The organism is Enterobacter ludwigii, assembly GCA_023023105.1.
Taxonomy (GTDB): Bacteria; Pseudomonadota; Gammaproteobacteria; order Enterobacterales; family Enterobacteriaceae; genus Enterobacter; species Enterobacter adelaidei.
In genome coordinates, this window is the sequence record CP083824.1 from 1537701 (window position 1) to 1562911 (window position 25211).

19 protein-coding genes are annotated in these 25211 nt (G+C 54.3%); 12 read left to right on the plus strand and 7 right to left on the minus strand.

What is annotated here, in order from left to right; all coding sequences use genetic code 11:
* The first annotated feature begins 14 nt into the window (after positions 1-14).
* The 4 genes from LCD46_07220 to LCD46_07235 all read left to right on the plus strand — a co-directional run bounded on the left by LCD46_07220 (position 15) and on the right by LCD46_07235 (position 3252).
* Entirely contained in the window at positions 15-1244 is a 1230-nt protein-coding gene (locus LCD46_07220; GenBank protein UOY72099.1) for a winged helix-turn-helix domain-containing protein, read from the plus strand.
* 45 nt (positions 1245-1289) lie between these two features.
* The gene (gene ycaR, locus LCD46_07225; GenBank protein UOY72100.1) at positions 1290-1472 is read left to right on the plus strand and encodes a protein YcaR; all 183 of its coding nucleotides are present in this window, start codon (positions 1290-1292) and stop codon (positions 1470-1472) included.
* A complete protein-coding gene (gene kdsB / locus LCD46_07230; protein ID UOY72101.1) occupies positions 1469-2215 on the plus strand; it encodes a 3-deoxy-manno-octulosonate cytidylyltransferase in 747 nt (248 codons plus the stop codon). Before ycaR ends, kdsB begins: the two co-directional genes overlap by 4 nt.
* A gap of 143 nt (positions 2216-2358) precedes the next feature.
* On the plus strand, positions 2359-3252 hold the full coding sequence (locus tag LCD46_07235) for a YcbJ family phosphotransferase (GenBank protein ID UOY72102.1): 894 nt from the start codon (positions 2359-2361) through the stop codon (positions 3250-3252).
* Here the strand turns inward: LCD46_07235 and elyC are convergent.
* Positions 3229-4008: an envelope biogenesis factor ElyC gene (gene elyC, locus LCD46_07240; protein ID UOY72103.1), complete on the minus strand. Its 780-nt coding sequence runs from the start codon at positions 4006-4008 to the stop codon at positions 3229-3231. The genes LCD46_07235 and elyC overlap by 24 nt on opposite strands.
* 124 nt (positions 4009-4132) lie before the next feature.
* Here elyC and cmoM point away from each other — a divergent pair, with 124 nt between their 5' ends.
* The 7 genes from cmoM (at position 4133) to LCD46_07275 (ending at position 14771) form a co-directional block, all read left to right on the plus strand.
* Positions 4133-4912 (plus strand): tRNA uridine 5-oxyacetic acid(34) methyltransferase CmoM, encoded by a 780-nt coding sequence (cmoM, locus tag LCD46_07245; GenBank protein UOY72104.1) that lies wholly within the window; start codon positions 4133-4135, stop codon positions 4910-4912.
* Between the two features lie 3 nt (positions 4913-4915).
* Complete coding sequence (gene mukF, locus LCD46_07250; GenBank protein ID UOY72105.1) at positions 4916-6238, plus strand: chromosome partition protein MukF; 1323 nt, start codon at positions 4916-4918, stop codon at positions 6236-6238.
* On the plus strand, positions 6219-6923 hold the full coding sequence (gene mukE / locus LCD46_07255; GenBank protein UOY72106.1) for a chromosome partition protein MukE: 705 nt from the start codon (positions 6219-6221) through the stop codon (positions 6921-6923). The genes mukF and mukE overlap by 20 nt, the downstream gene beginning before the upstream one ends.
* A complete protein-coding gene (mukB, locus tag LCD46_07260) occupies positions 6923-11374 on the plus strand; it encodes a chromosome partition protein MukB (protein ID UOY72107.1) in 4452 nt (1483 codons plus the stop codon). The genes mukE and mukB overlap by 1 nt, the downstream gene beginning before the upstream one ends.
* A 178-nt stretch (positions 11375-11552) precedes the next feature.
* Positions 11553-13376 (plus strand): L,D-transpeptidase, encoded by a 1824-nt coding sequence (gene ldtD / locus LCD46_07265; protein ID UOY72108.1) that lies wholly within the window; start codon positions 11553-11555, stop codon positions 13374-13376.
* A gap of 175 nt (positions 13377-13551) precedes the next feature.
* A complete protein-coding gene (locus LCD46_07270; GenBank protein ID UOY72109.1) occupies positions 13552-14103 on the plus strand; it encodes a YcbK family protein in 552 nt (183 codons plus the stop codon).
* Positions 14104-14123: 20 nt separating this feature from the next.
* Entirely contained in the window at positions 14124-14771 is a 648-nt protein-coding gene (locus tag LCD46_07275) for an MBL fold metallo-hydrolase (protein UOY72110.1), read from the plus strand.
* 48 nt (positions 14772-14819) lie between these two features.
* On the opposite strand, the gene aspC is transcribed toward LCD46_07275, so the two are convergent.
* From aspC to pncB, 4 genes are all read right to left on the minus strand, one after another.
* A complete protein-coding gene (gene aspC, locus LCD46_07280) occupies positions 14820-16010 on the minus strand; it encodes an aspartate transaminase (protein UOY72111.1) in 1191 nt (396 codons plus the stop codon).
* A 184-nt stretch (positions 16011-16194) separates the two neighbouring features.
* Positions 16195-17352: a porin gene (locus LCD46_07285; protein UOY72907.1), complete on the minus strand. Its 1158-nt coding sequence runs from the start codon at positions 17350-17352 to the stop codon at positions 16195-16197.
* Positions 17353-17961: 609 nt separating this feature from the next.
* Complete coding sequence (gene asnS / locus LCD46_07290) at positions 17962-19362, minus strand: asparagine--tRNA ligase (GenBank protein ID UOY72112.1); 1401 nt, start codon at positions 19360-19362, stop codon at positions 17962-17964.
* Between the two features lie 166 nt (positions 19363-19528).
* A complete protein-coding gene (gene pncB, locus LCD46_07295) occupies positions 19529-20731 on the minus strand; it encodes a nicotinate phosphoribosyltransferase (protein UOY72113.1) in 1203 nt (400 codons plus the stop codon).
* Between the two features lie 254 nt (positions 20732-20985).
* Between pncB and pepN the strand changes: the two genes are divergently transcribed.
* Positions 20986-23598, plus strand: coding sequence for an aminopeptidase N (gene pepN / locus LCD46_07300; GenBank protein ID UOY72114.1), 2613 nt, complete (start codon positions 20986-20988; stop codon positions 23596-23598).
* Positions 23599-23647: 49 nt separating this feature from the next.
* Here the strand turns inward: pepN and ssuB are convergent, their stop codons facing one another.
* Positions 23648-24418 (minus strand): aliphatic sulfonates ABC transporter ATP-binding protein, encoded by a 771-nt coding sequence (gene ssuB / locus LCD46_07305; GenBank protein UOY72115.1) that lies wholly within the window; start codon positions 24416-24418, stop codon positions 23648-23650.
* Positions 24415-25206, minus strand: coding sequence for an aliphatic sulfonate ABC transporter permease SsuC (ssuC, locus tag LCD46_07310; GenBank protein ID UOY72116.1), 792 nt, complete (start codon positions 25204-25206; stop codon positions 24415-24417). Before ssuC ends, ssuB begins: the two co-directional genes overlap by 4 nt.
* Positions 25207-25211: the final 5 nt, after the last annotated feature.

Consider the following 25211-nt stretch of genomic DNA (forward strand, 5'->3'; position numbering starts at 1 on the left):
TGACAGGAAAACGCATGTCTTTACCGCAACTCTCGCTTTCAGCCGCACGTAATTTGCACCTTGCTGCGCAGGGGTTACTCAAAAAACCCCGTCGCCGCGCGCAATCTGCCGATATCCTCTCTACCATCCAGCGCATGTCGCTACTTCAAATCGACACCATTAACATCGTGGCCCGTAGCCCTTATCTGGTGCTGTTTAGCCGTCTGGGGAATTATCCCTCGCAATGGCTGGATGAGGCTCTCAGCAAAGGGGAGTTAATGGAGTACTGGGCGCACGAAGCCTGTTTCCTGCCTCGCAGTGATTTTGCCCTGGTTCGTCACCGGATGCTTGCTCCGGAGAAGATGGGCTGGAAGTACCGGCAAGAGTGGATGCTGGAACATGCAACTGAGATTGAGCAACTCATCCGCCACATTCAGGAAAACGGACCTGTACGTTCTGCCGATTTTGAGCATCCGCGAAAAGGTACGAGCGGCTGGTGGGAGTGGAAGCCGCACAAACGCCATCTTGAAGGACTGTTTACGTCAGGCCAGGTCATGGTGATTGAACGGCGTAATTTTCAGCGTGTATACGACCTGACCCATCGTGTGATGCCTCACTGGGACGATGAGCGTGACTTATTGACTCAGGAAGCGGCTGAGGATGTCATGCTGGAAAACAGTGCCCGCAGTCTGGGTATTTTCCGCCCACAGTGGCTGGCAGATTATTACCGCCTGCGCCAGCCCGCGCTGAAACCATTGCTGGAAATATGGCAGCGCGAACAGCGAGTCGTTCCAGTCACAGTGGAAACACTGGGAGAAATGTGGCTGCATTCGGAGCTACTTCCGCTTCTGCCTCAGGCTCAGGAAGGAAAACTTCAGGCAACACATAGCGCGGTGCTGTCTCCTTTCGATCCGGTGGTTTGGGACAGAAAAAGAGCCGAGCAACTGTTCGGTTTTACTTACCGACTGGAGTGCTACACTCCAGCCCCGAAGCGCCAGTATGGTTACTTTGTTCTGCCTCTGCTGCACAAGGGGCAGCTTGTCGGGCGCATGGACGCCAAAATGCACCGTAAAACCGATACGCTTGAGGTCATCGCGCTCTATCTGGAAGAGGGGATCAGAGTGTCAGCGAGTCTGGAAAAAGGGTTAGCGTCCGCTATAAGCGATTTTGCTCGCTGGCAGGGGGCCAGCAACGTGACGCTGGGGCGGGTACCTGACGGACTGTTTACAACCTGCCGAAGTGGCTGGGAAACAGGCACTCTCTGAAAAGGGAATGTGGTAAGCTTTAATGATTACCCATACGGAGGAACTATGGATCACCGTTTACTTGAAATTATTGCCTGCCCGGTGTGCAACGGCAAACTCTACTATAGCCAGGACAAACAAGAGCTGATTTGCAAGCTGGACAGCCTGGCTTTCCCGCTGCGTGACGGCATTCCGGTTTTGCTGGAAAACGAAGCCCGCTCCCTGGTGGCAGAAGAGAGCAAGCCATGAGTTTTGTTGTCATTATTCCTGCGCGTTATGCGTCAACGCGACTGCCGGGTAAACCACTGGTGGATATCAACGGCAAGCCGATGATTGTGCATGTCCTGGAGCGTGCACGTGAATCGGGTGCCGATCGCGTTATCGTTGCTACCGATCATCCGGACGTCGCCCGCGCGGTCGAGGCAGTCGGCGGAGAGGTGTGCATGACCCGTGCCGATCACCAGTCCGGCACTGAACGTCTGGCGGAAGTGGTTGAAAAATGCGGTTTTAGTGACGATACGGTCATCGTTAACGTCCAGGGCGACGAGCCGATGATCCCGGCGGTTATTATCCGTCAGGTGGCGGAAAACCTGGCACAACGTCAGGTCGGTATGGCCACACTCGCAGTACCCATTCACCACGCTGAAGAAGCATTCAACCCGAATGCGGTGAAGGTGGTGATGGATACCGAAGGTTATGCGCTCTATTTCTCCCGCGCCACGATTCCGTGGGATCGCGATCGCTTTGCGCTCTCTAAAGAGACTATCGGTGATTCATTCCTGCGCCATCTGGGGATTTACGGCTATCGCGCCGGCTTTATTCGTCGATATGTCACCTGGGCACCCAGCCCGTTGGAACATATTGAAATGCTGGAGCAGCTTCGTGTGCTCTGGTACGGTGAAAAAATCCACGTTGCTGTTGCCATGGAAGTGCCTGGAACGGGCGTTGATACACCGGAAGATCTTGAGCGCGTTCGCGCCGAACTGCGTTAATATTGCCTTCATCCCTCCTTTCGGGGGGATGTTCTCTCCCTGCTATTTTTTCCCTTTCTTTTCCATAATTGATCTCTTCCGGGTGACATCTTCATTCTGCGCGCTCATTATAAAAGCAGTAGTCTTGATGGGGGTAATCTCATATGGAACAGCTGCGTGCCGAACTTAGCCATCTGCTGGGCGAGAAGTTAAGCCGGGTTGAGTGCGTGAGTGAAAAGGCCGATACCGCGCTCTGGTCGTTATATGACAGTCAGGGTAACCCAATGCCACTGATGGCCAGAAGTTTTACCTCGCCCGGGGTTGCCAGGCAGCTTGCGTGGAAAATGTCGATGCTGGCACGGGAGGGGACCGTCCGTATGCCAACGGTGTACGGCGTGATGACCCATGAGGAACATCCCGGCCCGGATGTATTGCTGATCGAGCGTTTGCGGGGCGTGCCTGTTGAAGCACCGGCGCGTACGCCGGAGCGCTGGGAACAGCTGAAGGACCAGATTGTCGAGGGACTGCTGGCCTGGCACCGTCAGGATAGCCGCGGTCTTGTCGGTCCGGTCGACAGCACCCAGGAAAACCTGTGGCCGCTGTGGTATCGCCAGCGGGTTGAAGTGCTGTGGGGGACGCTTAACCAGTTCAATAACACCGGTTTAACGATGCAGGATAAACGTATTCTGTTTCGCACCCGCGAGTGCTTACCGGCGCTGTTTGAAGGCTTTAATGATAACTGCGTGCTGATCCACGGTAATTTTACCCTGCGCAGCATGCTGAAAGATTCCCGCAGCGATCAGCTTCTGGCGATGGTCGGGCCGGGGATCATGCTCTGGGCTCCGCGCGAATATGAGTTATTCAGGCTCAGCGACAGCGGGGCGGCGGAAGGTTTACTTTGGCACTACCTTCAACGCGCGCCCGTTGCAGAAGCGTTTCTCTGGCGACGCTGGCTTTATCTGCTTTGGGACGAAGTCGCGCAATTGGTCAATACCGGGCGTTTTAATCGCGCAAACTTCGATCTGGCGACAAAATCACTCTTGCCCTGGCTTGCCTGAGGAACCTTTCAGCCACTGCCAGAGGCGACCGAGCGTCTCATAGCCGACGCGATCGCTATGCATCAGCCACGCCGGGGACGGGATTGCCCGTTCCCATGGGTTGAGCGGCGCATCAATGGCCATCTGGTTTGCCGGTGCGGGAAGCGGGTGCAGACCTTGTTTTTCAAAGAAAATCATCGCTCGTGGCAGGTGTGAGGCGGAGGTCACCAGTAAGAACGGGACATCGCCAATCGCCTGCTTCACTGCTGCCGCCTCTTCTTCGGTATCTTTTGGGCTGTCCAGAGTGATGATAGCGGATCGTGGCACGCCGAGTGATTCCGCGACTCTGGCACCTGCTTCAGCCGTACTCACCGGGTTTGTTTTGGCCGCCGCGCCGGTGAAGATCATTTTTGATCCCGGGTTCGCAAGCCACAGGCGAATACCTTCGTTTAACCGTGGCAAGCTATTGTTGATCAGGTTTGAGCTGGGTGCCCAGTCAGGGTCCCAGGTATATCCGCCACCCAGCACCACGATGTACGCTACTTTCTGATTTCCCTGCCATGTCGGGTACTTATTTTCGATTGGGCGTAACAGGCCATCCGCGATCGGCTGCAGGCTCAACAGCAGCAAGACAAACCAGCCAAGCGTGATAAGCGTTTTGCCGCTTCTCTGAAAGCGACTGAACCACACCAGCGCCAGCCCCAGCGCGATGATGATGAGCAACAGAGGAAGGGGAAGCATCATCCCTCCAATGTATTTCTTAAGGGTAAAAAGCATCCTTTTTGGTTCCTTTTTTGACCATATAGCAGGTGATTACCCGTGATATTACACCAGAGAGGTTCATTCTCCGCGCGGGTGTGACAAAATAGCGGTTTTGCAGTTAGCGAGTGGAACTCTCCCAATGCGGGATCGCAATTTTGATGACATCGCGGAAAAGTTTTCGCGCAACATTTATGGCACCACGAAAGGGCAGTTACGTCAGACGATCCTCTGGCAGGATCTGGACAACATTCTTGCCACCTTTGGCGGTCAAACGTTGCGTGTGCTGGACGCCGGAGGCGGTGAAGGGCAGACGGCGATAAAAATGGCCGAGCGCGGTCATCACGTCACGCTTTGCGATCTTTCTGCTGAAATGGTCGCCCGTGCGACGCGTGCAGCAGAAGAGAAAGGTGTGAGCGACAACATGCATTTTATACAATGCGCCGCTCAGGATATCTCACAGCATTTGGAAACCCAGGTTGATCTGATATTGTTTCATGCGGTGCTGGAGTGGGTTGCCGATCCGCAAAGCGTATTACAAACCCTGTGGTCGATGTTACGCCCGGGCGGCACGCTGTCGCTGATGTTCTACAATGCTAACGGCTTCCTGATGCATAACATGGTTGCAGGTAATTTCGACTATGTTCAGGTCGGGATGCCGAAAAAGAAAAAGCGCACGCTTTCCCCGGACTATCCGCGCGATCCACAGCAGGTGTACGGCTGGCTGGAAGAGATTGGCTGGCAGATCGTTGGGAAGACGGGCGTCAGGGTGTTTCATGATTATCTGCGTGAAAAACACAAACAGCGTGACTGTTTTGACACCTTAACAGAATTAGAAACGCGGTATTGCCGTCAGGAGCCTTTTATCAGCCTTGGCCGCTATATTCACGTCACCGCGCACAAGCCGCAGATGCAAGGATAACCTATGAGTGAATTTTCCCAGACAGTCCCCGAACTGGTTGCCTGGGCCAGGAAAAACGATTTCTCCATCTCGCTGCCGGTAGACAGACTCTCTTTCCTGCTGGCGGTTGCCACGCTGAACGGCGAACGGCTGGATGGTGAAGTGAGCGAGGGTGAACTGGTGGATGCGTTCCGCCATGTCAGTGATGCGTTTGAGCAAACCAGCGAAACCATTAGCGTGCGTGCCAACAACGCAATCAACGATATGGTGCGTCAACGTCTGCTGAACCGCTTTACCAGCGAGCAGGCGGAAGGAAACGCCATCTATCGCCTGACGCCACTGGGCATCGGCATCACCGATTACTACATTCGCCAGCGTGAATTTTCCACGCTGCGTCTTTCCATGCAGCTCTCGATTGTTGCGGGTGAACTTAAGCGTGCTGCCGACGCGGCGGATGAAAACGGTGACGAATTCCACTGGCACCGCAATGTTTACGCACCGCTGAAATACTCGGTAGCGGAGATTTTCGACAGTATCGATCTGACTCAGCGTCTGATGGACGAACAGCAGCAGCAGGTGAAAGACGATATTGCGCAGTTGCTGAACAAAGACTGGCGCGCGGCTATCTCCAGCTGCGAACTGTTGCTGTCGGAAACCTCCGGCACGCTGCGTGAACTGCAGGATACGCTGGAGGCCGCAGGGGATAAGCTCCAGGCCAACCTGCTACGCATTCAGGATGCGACCATGGCACATGACGATCTGCATTTTGTCGACCGTCTGGTCTTTGATTTGCAGAGTAAACTCGATCGCATTATTAGCTGGGGACAGCAGTCGATCGACCTGTGGATCGGCTACGACCGCCATGTGCATAAATTTATCCGTACCGCGATTGATATGGATAAAAACCGCGTCTTTGCCCAGCGTCTGCGTCAGTCTGTGCAAACCTATTTCGATGCGCCGTGGGCGCTGACCTACGCCAATGCCGATCGTCTGCTGGATATGCGCGACGAAGAGATGGCGCTGCGTGACGAAGAGGTGACCGGTGAACTGCCACCGGATCTGGAATACGAAGAATTCAACGAAATTCGTGAGCAACTTGCGGCCATGATCGAAGAACAGCTCGCTGTCTACAAAACCAGACAAGTGCCGCTGGATCTTGGTCTCGTGGTGCGCGACTATCTGGCGCAATATCCTCGTGCACGCCACTTCGATGTTGCCCGCATTGTGGTAGACCAGGCGGTGCGCCTGGGTGTCGCACAAGCAGATTTCACCGGACTGCCGCCGAAGTGGCAGCCAATTAACGATTACGGAGCCAAGGTACAGGCGCATGTCATTGACAAATATTGAACAAGTGATGCCAGTTAAGCTGGCACAGGCGCTGGCGAATCCGTTATTTCCGGCGCTGGACAGCCAGCTGCGTGCCGGTCGTCACATTGGCTTAGACGAGCTGGATAATCACGCCTTTTTGATGGACTTCCAGGAGTACCTGGAAGAGTTTTATGCACGCTATAACGTGGAGCTTATCCGCGCACCGGAAGGGTTTTTCTACCTGCGTCCACGCTCCACGACGCTGATTCCGCGCTCCGTGCTCTCCGAGCTGGATATGATGGTCGGCAAAATTCTTTGCTATCTCTATCTCAGCCCGGAACGTCTGGCGAATGAAGGGATCTTCACCCAGCAGGAACTTTACGACGAGCTGTTGACGCTGGCAGATGAGAGCAAGCTGCTTAAGCTGGTGAACAACCGCTCCACGGGTTCGGATCTCGATCGTCAGAAATTACAGGAAAAGGTTCGTTCTTCCCTGAACCGTCTGCGTCGTCTGGGTATGGTCTGGTTTATGGGCCACGACAGTAGCAAATTCCGCATCACGGAATCTGTCTTCCGCTTCGGCGCCGATGTGCGTGCGGGCGATGACGCGCGTGAGGCGCAGCTTCGCATGATCCGCGATGGTGAAGCGATGCCGGTGGAAAACCATTTGCAGCTCAATGATGAGCATGAAGAGAATCTGCCGGATAGCGGGGAGGAAGAGTAATGATTGAACGCGGTAAATTTCGCTCACTAACGCTGATTAACTGGAACGGCTTCTTCGCCCGAACGTTCGATCTGGATGAGTTGGTCACGACGCTCTCCGGCGGTAACGGTGCGGGTAAATCCACCACCATGGCGGCGTTTGTTACGGCGCTGATTCCCGATCTGACGCTGCTTCACTTCCGTAACACCACCGAAGCGGGGGCAACAAGCGGCTCCCGTGATAAAGGTCTGCACGGTAAGCTGAAGGCTGGCGTCTGCTATTCGGTGCTGGACGTCATTAACTCCCGTCATCAGCGTGTGGTGGTGGGCGTACGTCTGCAGCAGGTCGCGGGTCGCGACCGTAAAGTGGATATCAAACCATTTGCGATCCAGGGGCTGCCAACATCTATGCAGCCGACGGCGCTGCTAACGGAAACCCTGAACGAGCGCCAGGCGCGCGTGCTGACGCTGCAGGAGCTGAAAGACAAGCTCGAAGCCATCGAAGGCGTGCAGTTCAAGCAGTTCAACTCGATTACCGACTACCACTCGCTGATGTTCGATCTGGGCGTGGTGGCGCGTCGTCTGCGCACGGCGTCAGACCGTAGCAAATACTATCGCCTGATCGAAGCGTCGCTGTACGGCGGTATCTCCAGCGCCATTACCCGCTCCCTGCGTGACTACCTGCTGCCGGAAAACAGCGGCGTGCGTAAAGCCTTCCAGGATATGGAAGCCGCGCTGCGTGAAAACCGCATGACGCTGGAAGCGATTCGCGTTACCCAGTCTGACCGCGACCTGTTTAAACACCTGATCAGCGAAGCTACTAACTACGTGGCTGCGGACTACATGCGTCACGCCAACGAGCGCCGCGTGCATCTCGATCAGGCATTAGAGTACCGTCGCGAGCTGTTTACCTCCCGTAAACAGCTGGTGGCCGAGCAGTACAAGCACGTCGAAATGGCGCGCGAGCTGGGCGAGCACACCGGTGCTGAGGGCGATCTGGAAGCGGATTACCAGGCCGCCAGCGATCACCTGAATCTGGTGCAGACCGCACTGCGCCAGCAGGAGAAAATCGAACGCTACGAAGCGGACCTCGATGAGCTGCAAATTCGTCTCGAAGAACAGAATGAAGTGGTGGCTGAAGCTGCCGACATGCAGGAAGAGAATGAAGCCCGCGCTGAAGCCGCCGAACTGGAAGTCGATGAGCTGAAAAGCCAGCTTGCTGATTATCAGCAGGCGCTGGATGTGCAGCAGACGCGTGCAATTCAATACACCCAGGCATTGCAGGCGTTACAGCGTGCAAAAGAGCTGTGCCACCTGCCTGATCTGACACCAGAAAGCGCTGATGAGTGGCTGGATACCTTCCAGGCTAAAGAGCAGGAAGCAACCGAGAAGCTGCTCTCTCTCGAACAGAAAATGAGCGTCGCGCAAACGGCACACAGCCAGTTTGAACAAGCTTATCAGTTGGTGGTGGCGATTAACGGTCCGCTGGCGCGCAATGAAGCATGGGACATCGCCCGCGAATTGCTGCGCGACGGCGTGAACCAGCGACATCTGGCCGAGCAGATGCAGCCACTGCGTATGCGTCTGAACGAGCTGGAACAGCGCTTGCGCGAGCAACAGGAAGCGGAGCGTCTGCTGGCGGAGTTCTGCAAGCGTCAGGGTAAAAATTACGATATCGACGATCTCGAGGCTCTGCATCAGGAGCTGGAAGCGCGTATCGCCGCACTCTCCGACACCGTCTCCAGCGCCAGCGAACAGCGTATGACCCTGCGTCAGGAGATGGAGCAGCTTCAGTCTCGTTCTCAAACTCTGTTGCAGCGTGCGCCTGTCTGGCTGGCGGCGCAAAGCAGCCTGAACCAGCTCAGCGAGCAGTGCGGCGAAGAGTTTACATCCAGCCAGGAAGTGACCGAATACCTGCAGCAACTGCTGGAGCGCGAGCGCGAGGCCATTGTTGAGCGTGATGAAGTGGGCGCGCGTAAGCGTGACGTTGATGAAGAGATTGAACGTTTAAGCCAGCCGGGTGGTGCGGAAGATCCGCGTCTGAATACCCTGGCTGAACGTTTCGGCGGTGTGCTGTTGTCCGAAATTTATGACGATGTCGGACTGGACGATGCCCCGTACTTCTCAGCACTTTATGGCCCATCGCGTAACGCGATTGTGGTGCCGGATTTGTCGCTGGTTTCCGAGCAGCTTGCTGGTCTGGAAGATTGCCCGGAAGATCTCTACCTGATCGAAGGGGATCCGCAGTCGTTCGATGACAGCGTATTCAGTGTCGACGAGCTGGAAAAAGCGGTGGTGGTGAAAATCGCTGACCGTCAGTGGCGTTATTCCCGCTTCCCTGAGCTGCCTCTGTTTGGTCGCGCTGCACGTGAAAGCCGCATTGAAAGTTTGCACGCCGAGCGAGAAACGTTGTCTGAACGTTTTGCGACGTTGTCGTTTGACGTGCAGAAAACCCAGCGCCTGCACCAGGCATTTAGCCGCTTTATCGGCAGCCACCTGGGCGTGGCGTTTGATGCTGACCCGGAAGCGGAAATCCGTAAGCTCAATACCCGTCGTGGTGAACTGGAACGCGCCATTGCCAGTCATGAAAATGACAACCAGCAGAGCCGTGTTCAGTTCGAACAAGCGAAAGAGGGCGTTGCTGCTCTTAACCGCATTTTGCCACGCCTGAATCTGCTGGCGGATGAAACCCTGGCCGACCGTGTGGATGAGATCCAGGAACGTCTGGATGAAGCCCAGGAAGCTGCGCGTTTCATTCAGCAGCATGGTAATCAACTGGCGAAGCTGGAGTCGGTTGTCTCTGTTCTGCAGAGTGACCCGGAACAGTTTGAGCAGTTAAAAGAAGACTATGCCTGGTCGCAACAGGTGCAGCGCGAAGCGCGTCAGCAGGCATTTGCCCTGACGGAAGTCGTGCAGCGTCGTGCACATTTCGGCTACTCCGACTCGGCTGAAATGCTGAGCGGCAACAGCGACCTGAATGAAAAGCTGCGTCAGCGTCTTGAGCAGGCTGAAGCGGAACGTACGCGTGCTCGCGAAGCGATGCGCAGCCACTCGGCACAGCTGAACCAGTACAACCAGGTGCTGGCCTCGCTGAAAAGCTCCTTCGACACCAAGAAAGAGCTGTTAAACGACCTGCAGAAAGAGCTTCAGGACATCGGCGTTCGTGCCGACAGCGGGGCAGAAGAGCGGGCGCGTATACGCCGTGACGAACTGCATTCCCAGCTCAGTAATAACCGCGCACGCCGCAATCAGCTGGAAAAAGCGCTGACCTTCTGCGAAGCAGAAATGGATAACCTGACGCGTCGCCTGCGTAAACTGGAACGTGACTACCATGAAATGCGCGAGCAGGTCGTGACCGCGAAGGCGGGCTGGTGCGCAGTAATGCGGATGGTGAAAGACAACAACGTTGAGCGACGTCTGCACCGTCGCGAGCTGGCGTATCTCTCTGCCGATGAACTGCGCTCTATGTCGGATAAGGCGTTGGGTGCGCTGCGTCTGGCGGTCGCGGACAACGAGCACCTGCGCGATGTACTGCGCATGTCAGAGGATCCGAAACGTCCTGAGCGTAAAATTCAGTTCTTTGTGGCCGTTTATCAGCACCTGCGTGAACGTATTCGTCAGGATATCATTCGTACCGACGATCCGGTCGAAGCCATCGAACAGATGGAAATTGAGCTGGGTCGTCTGACGGAAGAACTGACCTCACGTGAGCAGAAGCTGGCGATCAGCTCTCGCAGCGTGGCGAATATCATCCGCAAAACCATTCAGCGTGAGCAGAACCGTATTCGTCAGTTGAACCAGGGCCTGCAGAGCGTGTCGTTTGGCCAGGTAAACAGCGTGCGTCTTAACGTCAATGTGCGTGAAGCCCACTCGACGCTGCTGGAAGTGCTCTCAGAGCAGCACGAACAGCATCAGGATCTGTTCAATAGCAACCGTCTGACCTTCTCTGAAGCCCTGGCGAAGCTGTATCAGCGTCTGAACCCGCAGATTGATATGGGACAACGCACGCCGCAAACCATCGGTGAAGAGCTGCTGGATTACCGTAACTATCTGGAAATGGAAGTTGAGGTTAACCGTGGTTCCGACGGCTGGCTGCGTGCGGAATCGGGGGCGCTCTCTACGGGTGAAGCGATCGGTACCGGGATGTCCATTCTGGTGATGGTGGTACAGAGCTGGGAAGATGAAGCACGCCGCCTGCGCGGCAAAGACATCTCCCCATGTCGACTGCTGTTCCTGGATGAAGCGGCGCGCCTTGATGCCCGCTCTATTGCTACGCTGTTTGAGCTTTGCGAGCGTCTTGATATGCAGCTCATCATTGCGGCACCGGAAAACATCAGTCCTGAAAAAGGGACCACCTATAAGCTGGTGCGTAAGGTGTTCCAGAACAGCGAACACGTTCACGTTGTTGGGCTGCGAGGCTTCGCCCCTCAGCCGCCAGAGTCATTACCGGAAACCACGGCGGACGCTTCCTGAAGCGTCTTCTGATCGGGAGCGGCGCATTGGCGCCGCTTTTTTTTTAAACTTAACTTGTGCTTAGGGCTGCGTTATCTTTAAACTTCTTTACATAAGGTAAGGCAACTGATTTGCCGTCTACCTATAATAGAAGAAAGCCCCACCGTGATGGGCATGTCGTGAAAACAGGGGGCAAGGGATGTTGCTAAAGAAAAAATGTGGTCGTCAGCTGTCTGCGCTCAGCTTATGCCTGGCAGTGATGTTTGCTCCGCTGTTAACCGCTCAGGCCGATGAGCCTGAAATTGTGCCGACTGACAGCTCCGCAACGACAGGCGCACAGCCAACGTCGTTGTCTCAACCGCTGGAACAGTCACCTGCAACGGCTATTATGGCCGGTATTAAGCCGTTGCCCGAAGGCATTGACGTCGACTCTCTCCGCCAGCAGCTACACGCTGGGCTGCCTTCAGGGTACACACCTATCTATATCAATCAGCTCACGCTGCTCTATGCTGCCCGCGATATGAAACCGATGTGGGACAACCGTGACGCAGTACGCGCCTTTCAGCAACAGCTTGCGGAAGTGGCCATTGCCGGGTTCCAGCCGCAGTTTACTGCGTGGGTTGAGCTGTTAACCGATCCTGCCGTTACCGGGCAAGCGCGGGACGTGGTGCTTTCTGATGCAATGATGGGCTACCTGCAGTTTGTGGCAGGTATTCCGGTCAATGGCAACCGCTGGTTGTACAGTGATAAGCCTTATAAGCTGGCGACGCCGGCGCTGTCGGTGATTAATCAGTGGCAGTTAGCCCTCGATAATGGCGATCTACCCCGCTTTATAGCCAGTCTTGCGCCAGCGCATCCGCAATATGCCACCCTGCACCAGTCGCTTCTTGAACTGGTGGGCGAATCACGTCCGTGGCCGCAAATGCGTGGCAGTGCGACACTGCGTCCGGGGCAGTGGAGCAGCGATGTTCCTGCCCTGCGTGAGATCTTAAAGCGTTCCGGTATTCTGGACGGTGGGCCAAAGATTGCACTGCCCGGCGATGATCCGCAAAACGTCGTGGTCAGTCCATCAGCTTCTGTGAAAGAGAAGAAAGCGGTGGTCGTGAGCGACAAACCGGCGGTTTACGATCGCGAACTGGTTGCGGCAGTTAAACAATTCCAGGCCGCTCAGGGGCTGGGGGCCGATGGCGTCATCGGCCAGACGACGCGTGACTGGCTGAACGTATCACCTGCGCAGCGGGCAGGGGTGCTGGCGCTGAATATCCAGCGTTTGCGCTTACTGCCGGGAACGCTCTCTACCGGGATCATGGTTAACATTCCTGCGTATTCGCTGGTCTATTATCAGAACGGTAGTGAAGTACTGGCGTCGCGCGTGATTGTCGGACGTCCCGATCGTAAAACACCGATGATGAGCAGTGCGCTGAATAACGTGGTGGTTAACCCACCGTGGAACGTACCGCCGACCCTGGCACGCAAAGATATTCTGCCTAAAGTCTGGAACGATCCGGGTTATCTGGAACGTCATGGCTATACGGTCATGCGGGGATGGAACAGCAAAGAGGCCATCGATCCGTATATGGTCGACTGGTCGACGATCACGGCTTCAAATCTGCCGTTCCGCTTCCAGCAGGCTCCAGGGGCGCATAACTCGTTGGGACGCTACAAATTCAATATGCCGAGTTCAGAAGCTATCTATCTGCACGATACGCCGAACCACAACCTGTTCCAGAAAGATACTCGCGCCCTGAGTTCTGGCTGTGTGCGCGTGAACAAAGCCTCAGAGCTTGCCAATATGCTGTTGCAGGATGCGGGCTGGAACGATACGCGTATTTCTGACGCCCTGAAACAGGGGGATACGCGGTACGTTAATATTCGACACAATATTCCGGTCAATCTTTACTATCTGACCGCGTTTGTTGGCGAAGACGGGCGTACTCAGTATCGTACAGATATTTACAATTATGATCTCACCGCGCGATCCGGCGCACAAATTTTGCCAAAAGCTGAACAATTAATCAGGTAAATGAAGTAGTTCGGGAGAAATGATTGTCGTAAGTTATGGTGAATAAGGGGCAATATCGCTGTAAGCCGCGTATTCACTGGGGTTGGGCGCCTTGACGTACCCTGTTTTGCCAGTTAAGGTGCCCTTCGTGCGCTAAGCATATTACGATAAACATTGACCTGTAGACCTGATTATCATGGACAAATTTGACGCTAATCGCCGCAAACTGCTGGCGTTAGGTGGTGTTGCGCTCGGCGCAGCGGCCATCTTGCCGACGCCAGCATTTGCCACCCTCTCGACACCTCGTCCGCGAGTTTTAACGCTCAACAATCTCCATACCGGTGAGTCGTTAAAAGCGGAATTCTTCGATGGCAGAGGCTATATTCAGGATGAATTAGCAAGACTTAACCACTTTTTCCGTGATTACCGCGCGAATAAAATAAAAGCCATCGATCCAGGACTGTTTGATCAGCTTTTCCGCCTTCAGGGCCTGCTGGGTACCAGCAAGCCGGTGCAGCTTATTTCTGGTTATCGCTCTATTGATACCAATAATGAACTGCGTGCCCACAGTCGCGGGGTAGCCAAAAAAAGCTATCACACGAAGGGACAGGCAATGGATTTCCATATTGAGGGCGTTTCGTTAGCCAATATTCGCAAAGCTGCGTTATCTATGCGCGCAGGTGGTGTAGGATATTACCCCAGCAGCAACTTTGTACATATTGATACCGGTCCGGTTCGGCACTGGTAATAACGAAACACAGGAGCAGTATGAACTATCGTATTATTCCGGTTACGGCGTTCTCCCAGAATTGTTCATTAATCTGGTGTGAACAAACCAAACTGGCCGCGCTTGTCGATCCCGGCGGCGACGCTGAGAAGATCAAACAGGAAGTTGCAGATAGCGGTGTGACGCTGATGCAGATATTACTGACGCATGGTCACCTTGACCATGTCGGCGCAGCGGCGGAACTGGCACAGCACTATGGTGTGCCGGTGATCGGTCCGGAAAAAGAAGATGAGTTCTGGCTGCAGGGTTTGCCAGCCCAAAGTCGCATGTTTGGCCTTGATGAGTGTCAACCTCTGACGCCCGATCGCTGGCTGAACGAGGGAGAGCGCGTTAACGTAGGGAATGTGACTTTACAGGTGTTGCATTGTCCTGGGCATACGCCAGGCCATATCGTCTTCTTTGATGACCAGTCTCGTCTGCTGATTTCCGGCGATGTGATTTTCAAAGGTGGCGTAGGACGCAGCGATTTTCCGCGTGGTGACCATGGGCAACTGATTCAGTCGATTAAACAAAAGTTATTGCCGCTGGGTGATGACGTTACGTTTATCCCTGGACACGGTCCGATGTCAACGCTGGGCTATGAACGACTCCATAACCCGTTCCTTCAGGATGAAATGCCTGTCTGGTAACCAGAATAAAAAAAGCCTGCATAACGCAGGCTTTTTTATGGGCGCAAATTACAGTACGGCGACAATCGCTTCGCACAGTGGCGCCATGTTGTCAGGCGTCATGCCTGCAACGTTCACGCGGCCAGACGCCACGGCGTACACGCCAAACTCTTCACGCAGACGCAGAACCTGCTCTTTGGTCAGGCCGCTGAACGAGAACATGCCGTTCTGTTTGATGATAAAGCTGAAGTCGCGGTCCGCGCCTTTCTCAGCCAGGGTGTTCACAAACAGCAGGCGCATGCGCTGAATACGCTGACGCATGTCATTCAGTTCTTGTTCCCAGATGGCGCGCAGCGCATCGTTGCTCAGGATAGTGGCAACAACAGACGCACCGTGTGCTGGTGGGTTAGAGTAGTTCGCGCGAATAACCGATTTCATCTGGCTGAACGCACGATCGACGGTCTCGTCGTTTGCCGCGACCAGCGTACAAGCACCCACACGCTCATTGTACAGACCGAAGTTCTTGGAATAAGAGCTTGCGACAATCAGCTCCTGATGCACGGCTGCGAACGCGCGCAGGCCTTCTGCATCTTCTTCCAGACCACGGGCGAAGCCCTGGTAGGCAAAGTCAAACAGCGGTAGCCAGCCTTTTTCAACGGACAGCTTCGCCAGGTGTTCCCACTGCTCAAGCGTCGGATCGATACCGGTTGGGTTATGGCAGCAACCGTGGAACAGCACCACGTCACCTGCCTGTGCTTCGCTCAGGCTCGCCAGCAGACCGTCAAAGTCGAGAGAGTGGTTTGCTGCGTCGTAGTAAGCGTATTCACGCACTTCCAGACCCGCAGAGTTAAAGACGCTCTTGTGGTTCGGCCAGCTTGGGTTGCTTACCCAGACACGCTTAACAGAGGTGTTTTTCGCAAGGAAATCCGCCGCCACGCGCAGCGCACCGGTACCGCCAGGGGTCTGTGCTGTACGGGCACGTTTGTCACTCACAATTGCGCTACCTTTACCGAACAGCAGCTCCTGGGTGCAGCGACCAAATTCAGGGATACCATCAATACCGAGGTAGTTTTTGGTGGTTTCGTTTTCCAGCAGATACTGCTCAGCTTTCTTAACGCTGGTCAGTACCGGAGTTTTGCCGGTTTCATCTTTATATACACCAATACCCAGGTTGATTTTGCCAGGGCGGTCGTCGGCACGAAACAGATCGGCCAGGCCCAGAATAGGGTCGGCAGGAGCGGCGGTAATGTTCTCAAACATGACGAAGTTCCATTGTGATTACAGAAGTGAAATCCGCTATCAGGTTAACGGTAGATTTACAAAATGCCAACCGTTTGCGACGAAAAGCGTGCGGCTTTTCAAAAGTCGCCATTATTTTCTGTCAGGCATAAAAAAACAGGGCCGAAGCCCTGTTCATTAAGCATATAACAAAGTGGTGTACTGATTAGAACTGGTAAACGATACCAACTGCTGCCTGATCGTCTGTTGCCAGTTTGGCAGATTCAGAGTAATCGTTGTCGTTCAGCAGGTTGAATTTGTACGCAGCGTACACGTTCATGTTCTTGTTGAAGTAGTACCAGGTACCGAGTTCGATGTATTTCACCAGGTCAGCATCGCCACCGTTGAAGGTTCCACGTGCTTTCAGGTCCTTACCTTTAGACTGGACGTAGCCCAGGGATGGACGCAGACCGAAGTCGAATTGGTACTGAACAACAGCTTCGATGTTCTGGGTTTTGTTAGCGAAGTTGTTATCAGCTTCACGAGTCATGTTAGTGGTTTCAGCATACTGAACTGCTGCGTAGATGTTGTTCGCATCGTATTTCGCTGCAGTAGACCATGCTTCTGCACGATCGCCGCCGGCGCTTGCCCAATCAGCGGAGTTGCCAGCAGCAACCTGCTCGTTGGTGCGGTCAGCAGTTTCATAACCCGCTGCCAGTGCGAAGCCTTCGCCCAGTTCGTACTGAACAGAGGAGCTGAAGCCATCACCGTTACCTTTAGCGCCGTTACCACCACGACCCACGTTGATCAACTGACCATCGGCGGTGTAAGTTGCAGCGACAGCGTTGCTGCGCTCGTTTTTACCCTGATACTGAAGGGCGAAGCTCAGGCCATCAACCAGACCGAAGAAGTTCTTGTTACGGTAGGTCAGCAGGCCAGAAGCACGACCGTTCATGAAGTTATCAGTCGCAACCCAAGAGTCGCCACCCCATTCAACCAGCATATCGGTATATGCTGCCGCGTCATAGATAGCGCCATAGTTACGGCCGTAGTCCAGAGAGCCCGCGTCACCGAAGTTCAGACCAGCAAATGCCAGACGGGTTTTAGTACCCTGAGAACCTTCTGCGTTGGACGCGTCCATGTTGTATTCCCACTGACCGTAACCAGTGATCTGATCGTTGATCTGGGTTTCACCTTTGAAGCCGATACGGGCGTAGGTGGTATCTTCGTTGCTGGTGTCACCGTTGGTGGTCCAGATGTGTTCACCTACAGCTTTACCGTAGAAGTCCAGCTTGTTAGCGTTTTTGTTGTAGATTTCTGCAGCGTTAGCTGCACCAGCTACCAGCAGAGCAGGGATAACCACTGCCAGAATATTGCGCTTCATCATTATTTATTACCCTCATTGGTTTTTTTATGACACTCGCCACTGCCGTCAATAAATTCTGTCAATAAATATTTCCGGAACTATTGATGAGAGTTTGGTGTCTTTATGTATCTGACAGGCATCTTTCCATTCACCGAAGCGTTTCGCTAGCCTGAAAGTGCTACAATTCTCAAGATTAAGTAACCGAAAGAAAATATGTGTAACTAAATATGTATTTTTCGGAACTTTGTGAACCATCTCAAACTTCAGAACTCCCTGGCGAATTAAGCGGCAGTGTTTATCCTATATATATGAATTCCTTATGATTAATTTGGATAAAGGCAATTCATATAAACAGAGGCTAAACGACTTGTTTTTTCTTATGATGCAAAAAAGACATCCGGATGGCTAAAAAAATGGTTGAAATTTGTGCTATTGCTTGAGGATGTAATAATCGCAATAAGAATGGAGTTTGTTTTTTGTGGCTGGATATTTCACGGAAACAATACGTAACAGGTAGCGGTTGTGACGGGGTGATGGTTTAAAAATGCTGACTTTACGCTGACGTAAACTGACAATGCAGAATAAAATAATGGCCAGCATTCGCTGGCCATTTTAGTCTTTTATCGATTAGAAGCTGGCGTTACGTGGAGTACGTGGGAAAGGAATCACGTCACGTACGTTCTGAACACCGGTCACGTAGGCAATCAGACGCTCGAAGCCCAGACCAAAACCAGCGTGCGGTACGGTACCGTAACGACGCAGATCGCGGTACCAGCTGTAGTCAGCCGGATTGAGACCCATCTCTTCCATGCGTGCGTCAAGTACGTCGAGACGCTCTTCACGCTGAGAACCGCCGATGATTTCACCAATGCCCGGCGCCAGTACGTCCATCGCTGCAACGGTTTTACCGTCTTCGTTAAGGCGCATATAGAAGGCCTTAATGTCTTTCGGGTAGTTTTTCACGACAACCGGTGCTTTGAAATGTTTCTCGGCCAGATAGCGTTCATGCTCAGACGCCAGGTCAACGCCCCAGTAAACCGGGTTCTCGAACTTCTCGCCGCATTTCTCAAGGATTGCTACCGCGTCGGTGTAATCCACCTGTGCAAAGTCAGCGGAAACGAAACGCTCCAGACGCGCTACAGCATCGCTGTCTACGCGCTCGGCGAAGAATTTCATGTCGTCAGGACGCTCTTCCAGCACCGCTTTGAAGACATACTTCAGCATCGCTTCCGCCAGGCCGGCAACATCGTCCAGGTTGGCGAACGCCACTTCAGGCTCCAGCATCCAGAATTCTGCCAGGTGACGGCTGGTGTTGGAGTTTTCGGCGCGGAAGGTTGGGCCAAAGGTGTAGATTTTAGACAGCGCGCAGGCGTAGGTTTCGCCGTTGAGCTGACCGGATACGGTCAGGAAAGCCTCTTTGCCGAAGAAGTCTTTGTCATAGTCCACTTTACCTTCTGGCGTACGCGGCAGGTTTTCCATGTCCAGCGTCGAAACACGGAACATTTCACCTGCACCTTCTGTGTCAGAAGCAGTAATCAGCGGGGTAGACACCCAGAAATAACCCTGCTCATCGAAGAAACGATGCAGCGCCTGCGCCAGCGTATGACGCACACGCGCCACTGCACCAATCAGGTTGGTACGTGGGCGCAGGTGAGCGACTTCGCGCAGATACTCAATGCTGTGACGTTTAGCCGCCATCGGATAGGTATCCGGATCTTCAACCCAGCCGGTGACTTCAATGGCAGAAGCCTGAATTTCGAAACTCTGGCCCTGGCCCGGTGATGCCACAACCACGCCGGTAACGATAACGGAACAACCCGTCGTCAGATGCAGAACGTCATCATTGTAATTGGGCAGAGAATTATTAATGACGGCCTGTACAGGATCAAAGCAGGAACCGTCATAGACGGCAAGGAAGGAGATGCCAGCTTTAGAATCTCGGCGGGTACGCACCCATCCGCGCACGGTGACTTCCTGGTCAACGGCGACACGGCCCTGGAGTACGTCGGCTACAGGCACAACGCTCATAATATTCTCTCTGTTAATAGTCGGAAAAAATAGACACTTGTCCACCCTTATGGGGGGATATCTATGTTACCTGCCATCTGCCATCAGACAAGTAAATTTCGCAGTCAAAAGGGAAGAATTGAGAAATAAATAAGAAGTCGGGAGCCATGAAGGCTCCCGTAAGCGTTTAGCTGGCTTTTTTAATCTGCGGGAGATCGAACGCTTTGCGCAATGCGCGGACAAACGCTTTGTCATGGCAGATGGTTTTACCCGGGCTATCGGAGAGCTTCGCCACCGGCTTGCCGTTACATTCCACCAATTTTATGACGATGTTCAGTGGTTTCACCTGAGGGATGTCACAGGTCAAACGGGTACCAATCCCGAAGCTCAGGTTAACCCGGGTGTTGAACTGGCGATAGAGCTCAACCGCTTTCGGCAGGTCAAGATTATCGGAGAAGACCAGAACCTTGCTCATTGGATCAATACCCAGCTTTTCATAGTGGGCAATGGCTTTCTCACCCCATTCAACCGGATCACCGGAATCATGGCGTAACCCCTGGTAACGCTCAGCGAACTCGGGACCAAAATCGCGCAGGAAGGCATCCATCGTAATACAGTCGGTGAGGGCGATCCCCAGTTGATTTGGGTACTCCTCTAGCCATGCGGCCAGCGCCGCGCGCTGGCTGTTCGCCAGGTCTGGGCTTATCTGCTGATGCGCCTGGAACCATTCATGTGCCTGGGTGCCCATAGGCGTGAGATTAAGGCGACGGGCCAGATCGTAGTTGCTGGTGCCCACAAACCACGGTTCCTGCTGCAGACGCTTAACGATGGCCTCCTGAACGTCGCGAGAGAAACGGCGACGGGTGCCAAAGTCCATCAGGCGGAAGCGGGACATATCCAGCCCTTCCGTCAGCGTGGTGAAGCCCGCGAGCTTGGTTTCCAGCGCTGCGACCGCCTGTTCAACACCGGTTTCCGGCGAGCGATTGCGGTGGGCCAGTTCACTGATCACCGCCAGAAGCGGCACTTCCCACATGATCACTTCACGCCACGGGCCTTCGAGACGAATATCCAGCTTACCATTATCGTTAAGTACAGTGACCTGCTCTGGCTTATAGCGGAAGTCGCGCAGCCAGTTCAGGTAGTCAGCTTTGAAGAAAGGCAGGCCTGAAAGCCACTGATATTCATCGTCCTGCAACGTCAGATGCTGCATAGCATCGACCTGTTCACGAATAGCGTCTGCGTAGATACCGAGCAAGTCGTCGCCACGGCAGCGGAATTCGGCCGCGACATGAACGTCATAGTAATGGTGGAAAACGGCTTGCTGCATATGCAGTTTATACGCGTCAGTATCCAGCAACGTATGCAGAACAGGAGAAACGAATTGAGTCATAGGTGCGCAGTAGCATCCTCTCACAGGAGCGTTTAGTACAATAAACAACTCCGGAGTATACCTTGTTTAGTGATTTATTGAACCCCGATCACAACATAAGCGCGTTTTATGGTCGAGGGCATTTTGTGCCCCGTGTTATATAAATGTAGCAAAAAAGGGTTTTGTACCTGAAAAGATGAACATTCTGCGTAGCGCGTTTTACACAACAGGAATATATTGAAACGTTACTCGACAAACGATGCATAAGGTTTTCTATGACACAACAGCCACAAGCCAAATACCGCCACGACTACCGTGCGCCGGAATACCTGATTAGCGATATCGATCTGACTTTTGACCTGGATGCCACTAAAACCGTTGTGACGGCGGTAAGCCAGGTGACGCGCCACAGTGCGACTGCCGTGCCACTGCGTCTTGATGGTGAAGACCTGACGCTGGTCTCCCTGCATATTAATGATGAAGCCTGGTCTGACTATAAAGAAGAAAACAACCAGCTGGTGATCGACAACCTGCCGGAACACTTTACGCTGCGCATCGTGAATGAAATCAGCCCTGCCGCCAACACGGCGCTGGAAGGACTTTACCAGTCTGGTGTGGCGCTGTGCACTCAGTGTGAAGCGGAAGGTTTCCGTCACATCACCTGGTATCTCGATCGCCCGGATGTGCTGGCACGCTTCACAACGAAAATTATCGCCGATAAAACGCTCTACCCATTCCTGCTCTCCAACGGTAACCGTGTGGGCGAAGGCGAACTGGAGAACGGCCGTCACTGGGTGCAATGGCAGGATCCGTTCCCGAAACCATGCTATCTGTTTGCGCTGGTGGCGGGTGATTTCGACGTGTTGCGTGATACCTTTAAAACACGCTCCGGCCGCGAAGTGGCACTAGAGCTGTTTGTTGACCGTGGCAACCTGGACCGTGCACCGTGGGCGATGACGTCGCTTATCAACTCCATGAAGTGGGACGAAGAGCGCTTTGGTCTCGAATATGATCTCGACATCTATATGATCGTGGCTGTCGATTTCTTCAACATGGGCGCGATGGAGAATAAGGGTCTTAACATCTTTAACTCCAAATACGTGCTGGCGCGCACCGATACCGCTACCGATAAAGATTATCTCGATATTGAACGCGTTATCGGTCACGAATATTTCCACAACTGGACGGGTAACCGCGTCACCTGCCGCGACTGGTTCCAGTTGAGTCTGAAAGAGGGACTGACCGTCTTCCGTGACCAGGAGTTAAGCTCCGATCTGGGTTCTCGTGCGGTTAACCGCATCAACAACGTGCGTACGATGCGCGGCCTGCAGTTTGCGGAAGATGCCAGCCCAATGGCGCACCCGATCCGCCCGGATAAAGTCATTGAGATGAACAACTTCTACACCCTGACGGTGTATGAAAAAGGTTCTGAAATTATCCGCATGATCCACACTCTGCTGGGTGAAGAGAACTTCCAGAAAGGCATGCAGCTCTACTTCGAGCGTCATGACGGCAGCGCGGCCACTTGCGACGATTTTGTGCAGGCGATGGAAGATGCTTCCAATGTGGATCTCTCTCACTTCCGCCTCTGGTACAGCCAGGCCGGTACGCCGATTGTCACCGTCAAAGACGATTACAACCCGGAAACCGAGCAGTACACCCTGACCATCAGCCAGCGCACGCCGCCGACAGCGGAGCAGGAAGAGAAACATCCGCTTCACATTCCGTTCAGCATTGAACTGTATGATAACGAAGGCAAAGTCATTCCTCTCCAGAAGGGCGGCCACCCGGTACACCACGTGCTGAATGTGACCCAGGCAGAGCAGACCTTCATCTTCGACAACGTTTACTTCCAGCCGGTCCCTGCGCTGCTGTGTGAGTTCTCTGCACCAGTGAAACTGGAGTATAAATGGAGCGATCAGCAGTTGACGTTCCTGATGCGTCACGCGCGCAACGACTTCTCCCGTTGGGATGCCGCGCAAAGTCTGCTGGCGACCTACATTAAGCTCAACGTAAACCGTCATCAGCAGGGCCAGCCGCTGTCGCTGCCTGCCCATGTGGCTGACGCGTTCCGCGCGGTCCTGCTGGATGAGAAGATTGACCCGGCGCTGGCGGCTGAAATTCTGACCCTGCCGTCAGTGACTGAAATCGCCGAGTTGTTTGACATCATCGACCCAATTGCCATCGTCGCGGTGCGTGAAGCGTTGACCCGTACGCTGGCTGCAGAACTGGCCGATGAGTTCCTGGCGATTTATAACGCCAATAAACTTGATACTTATCGCGTAGAGCACGCGGACATCGGTAAGCGTTCTCTGCGTAATACCTGCCTGCGCTATCTGGCGTTTGGTGAGGCTGAGTTGGCGAACACGCTGGTAAGCAAGCAGTATCATGAAGCGGATAACATGACTGACGCGCTGGCTGCCCTGGCTGCAAGCGTCGCCGCCGAACTGCCGTGCCGTGATGCGCTGATGCAGGAGTATGACGACAAGTGGCATCAGGATGGCCTGGTGATGGACAAATGGTTCATCCTGCAGGCGACCAGCCCGGCGCAAGACGCGCTCAGCAAAGTACGCAGCCTGCTGAAGCACCGTTCGTTTACCATGAGCAACCCGAACCGCGTACGTTCCCTGATTGGCGCGTTTGCCAGCAGCAACCCGGCCGCGTTCCACGCCGAAGACGGCAGCGGTTATGAGTTCATGGTTGAAATGCTGACCGAGCTGAACAGCCGTAACCCGCAGGTGGCATCACGTCTGATCGAGCCGCTTATCCGTCTGAAGCGCTACGATGCTAAGCGCCAGGCGAAAATGCGTGCCGCGCTTGAGCAGCTGAAAGGACTGGAAAACCTGTCTGGCGATCTGTACGAGAAGATTGCTAAAGCGTTAGCGTAATAAAAGATAACCCTCCCTCTCCCTGCGGGAGAGGGTCAGGGTGAGGGCATCAGGCATTAGCCTTAGCTCGCTGTAACTCCGTGCCCCCGCGCTTCATCACCCGATCCAGCACTTCTGCCTCCAGCTCCGCCAGTCTTGCCGAACCTACGCGACGAGGGCGCGCAATATCCACCGTCAGATCCAGACCCATTTTCCCTTCTTCTATTAACAGCACGCGATCGGCCATCGCTACCGCTTCAGACACGTCATGCGTCACCAGCAGCACCGTAAAGCAGTGCTTCTGCCACAGGGCTCCAATCAAATCCTGCATTTCGATCCGCGTCAGGGCGTCGAGTGCGCCGAGTGGCTCATCAAGCAACAACAGGCCCGGACGATGGATTAACGCCCGCGCCAGCGCTACGCGCTGCTTCTGCCCACCTGACAGCGCCGCAGGCCATTCATCCGCACGATTTTCCAGCCCTACGGCGGCAAGTGCCTGGCGGGCCTCATCTCGCCAGTTGCCTTTAAGCCCCAGCCCGACGTTATCAATTACCGTTTTCCAGGGGAGCAGGCGTGCATCCTGAAACATCATGCGGGTATCGTTCTGAATATTCGCCAGCGGCGTTGTACCAGCAAGAATTTCTCCATCGTTGGGGGCCTCCAGTCCGGCTAACAGGCGCAACAGCGTGCTCTTACCGCCGCCGCTGCGCCCGACAACGGCTACGAATTGTCCGGCAGGAATGTGCAGATCCAGCGCATTCAGAATGGTGTTTTCGCCGTAGCGTTTGGTCACGCCGTTCAGCAGTAACGGCGTCCCCTGGTTCAGTCGTGCTGTATTCATGCTTTCGACTCCTGAAGGGTATAGGCCGGGTTCCAGCGCAGCCAGCTGCGTTCCAGACACTGGGCGCTGACGTCGGCGAGTTTGCCGAGCAGGGCATAAAGGATGATCGCGACTACCACCACGTCCGTTTGCAGGAATTCGCGAGCGTTCATCGCCAGATAGCCAATGCCGGAGTTGGCCGAAATGGTCTCTGCCACAATCAGCGTTAGCCACATCAAGCCGAGCGCAAAACGCACCCCCACCATAATGGAGGGCAAAGCGCCAGGCAGAATCACGTGGGTAAAGAGGGCGAAACCCGATAAACCATAGCTGCGCGCCATCTCGACCAGACCGCGATCGATGTTACGGATCCCGTGCCAGGTATTGATGTAAATCGGGAACAGGGTGCCCAGCGCGACGAGAAATATTTTGGCGCTCTCATCAATACCAAACCACAAAATCACCAGCGGGATCAGCGCCAGATGCGGCACGTTGCGCAGCATCTGAATGGAGGTATCCAGCAGCCGCTCGCCCCAGCGTGAAAGACCGCTGATCAAACCCAGAATCAGGCCGATGCTGCCGCCGATGGAAAACCCAATCACGGCGCGCCAGGAGCTGATCGCCAGATGTTGCCACAGCTCTCCGCTGACGCTCAGCGACCAGAACGCTTCGATAACGCCCATAGGTGCGGGCAGAATGCGGCTCGACAGCCAGCCGGTGGACGACGCGAGCTGCCAGACGGCCACGATACCGACGGGCAAAAACCACGGCGCGGCGCGCAGGAGCCATTTTTGTGAGATGGCAGACATGGTCA

Coding starts and splice junctions, on each gene's coding strand:
- ldtD (UOY72108.1), top strand. CDS start 11,553: ATGTTGCTAAAGAAAAAATGTGGTCGTCAGCTGTCTGCGCTCAGCTTA.
- pepN (UOY72114.1), top strand. CDS start 20,986: ATGACACAACAGCCACAAGCCAAATACCGCCACGACTACCGTGCGCCG.
- elyC (UOY72103.1), bottom strand. CDS start 4,008: ATGCTTTTTACCCTTAAGAAATACATTGGAGGGATGATGCTTCCCCTT.
- pncB (UOY72113.1), bottom strand. CDS start 20,731: ATGACTCAATTCGTTTCTCCTGTTCTGCATACGTTGCTGGATACTGAC.
- LCD46_07220 (UOY72099.1), top strand. CDS start 15: ATGTCTTTACCGCAACTCTCGCTTTCAGCCGCACGTAATTTGCACCTT.
- LCD46_07235 (UOY72102.1), top strand. CDS start 2,359: ATGGAACAGCTGCGTGCCGAACTTAGCCATCTGCTGGGCGAGAAGTTA.
- ssuB (UOY72115.1), bottom strand. CDS start 24,418: ATGAATACAGCACGACTGAACCAGGGGACGCCGTTACTGCTGAACGGC.
- ssuC (UOY72116.1), bottom strand. CDS start 25,206: ATGTCTGCCATCTCACAAAAATGGCTCCTGCGCGCCGCGCCGTGGTTT.
- kdsB (UOY72101.1), top strand. CDS start 1,469: ATGAGTTTTGTTGTCATTATTCCTGCGCGTTATGCGTCAACGCGACTG.
- LCD46_07285 (UOY72907.1), bottom strand. CDS start 17,352: ATGAAGCGCAATATTCTGGCAGTGGTTATCCCTGCTCTGCTGGTAGCT.
- cmoM (UOY72104.1), top strand. CDS start 4,133: ATGCGGGATCGCAATTTTGATGACATCGCGGAAAAGTTTTCGCGCAAC.
- mukF (UOY72105.1), top strand. CDS start 4,916: ATGAGTGAATTTTCCCAGACAGTCCCCGAACTGGTTGCCTGGGCCAGG.
- LCD46_07275 (UOY72110.1), top strand. CDS start 14,124: ATGAACTATCGTATTATTCCGGTTACGGCGTTCTCCCAGAATTGTTCA.
- ycaR (UOY72100.1), top strand. CDS start 1,290: ATGGATCACCGTTTACTTGAAATTATTGCCTGCCCGGTGTGCAACGGC.
- mukE (UOY72106.1), top strand. CDS start 6,219: ATGTCATTGACAAATATTGAACAAGTGATGCCAGTTAAGCTGGCACAG.
- asnS (UOY72112.1), bottom strand. CDS start 19,362: ATGAGCGTTGTGCCTGTAGCCGACGTACTCCAGGGCCGTGTCGCCGTT.
- mukB (UOY72107.1), top strand. CDS start 6,923: ATGATTGAACGCGGTAAATTTCGCTCACTAACGCTGATTAACTGGAAC.
- LCD46_07270 (UOY72109.1), top strand. CDS start 13,552: ATGGACAAATTTGACGCTAATCGCCGCAAACTGCTGGCGTTAGGTGGT.
- aspC (UOY72111.1), bottom strand. CDS start 16,010: ATGTTTGAGAACATTACCGCCGCTCCTGCCGACCCTATTCTGGGCCTG.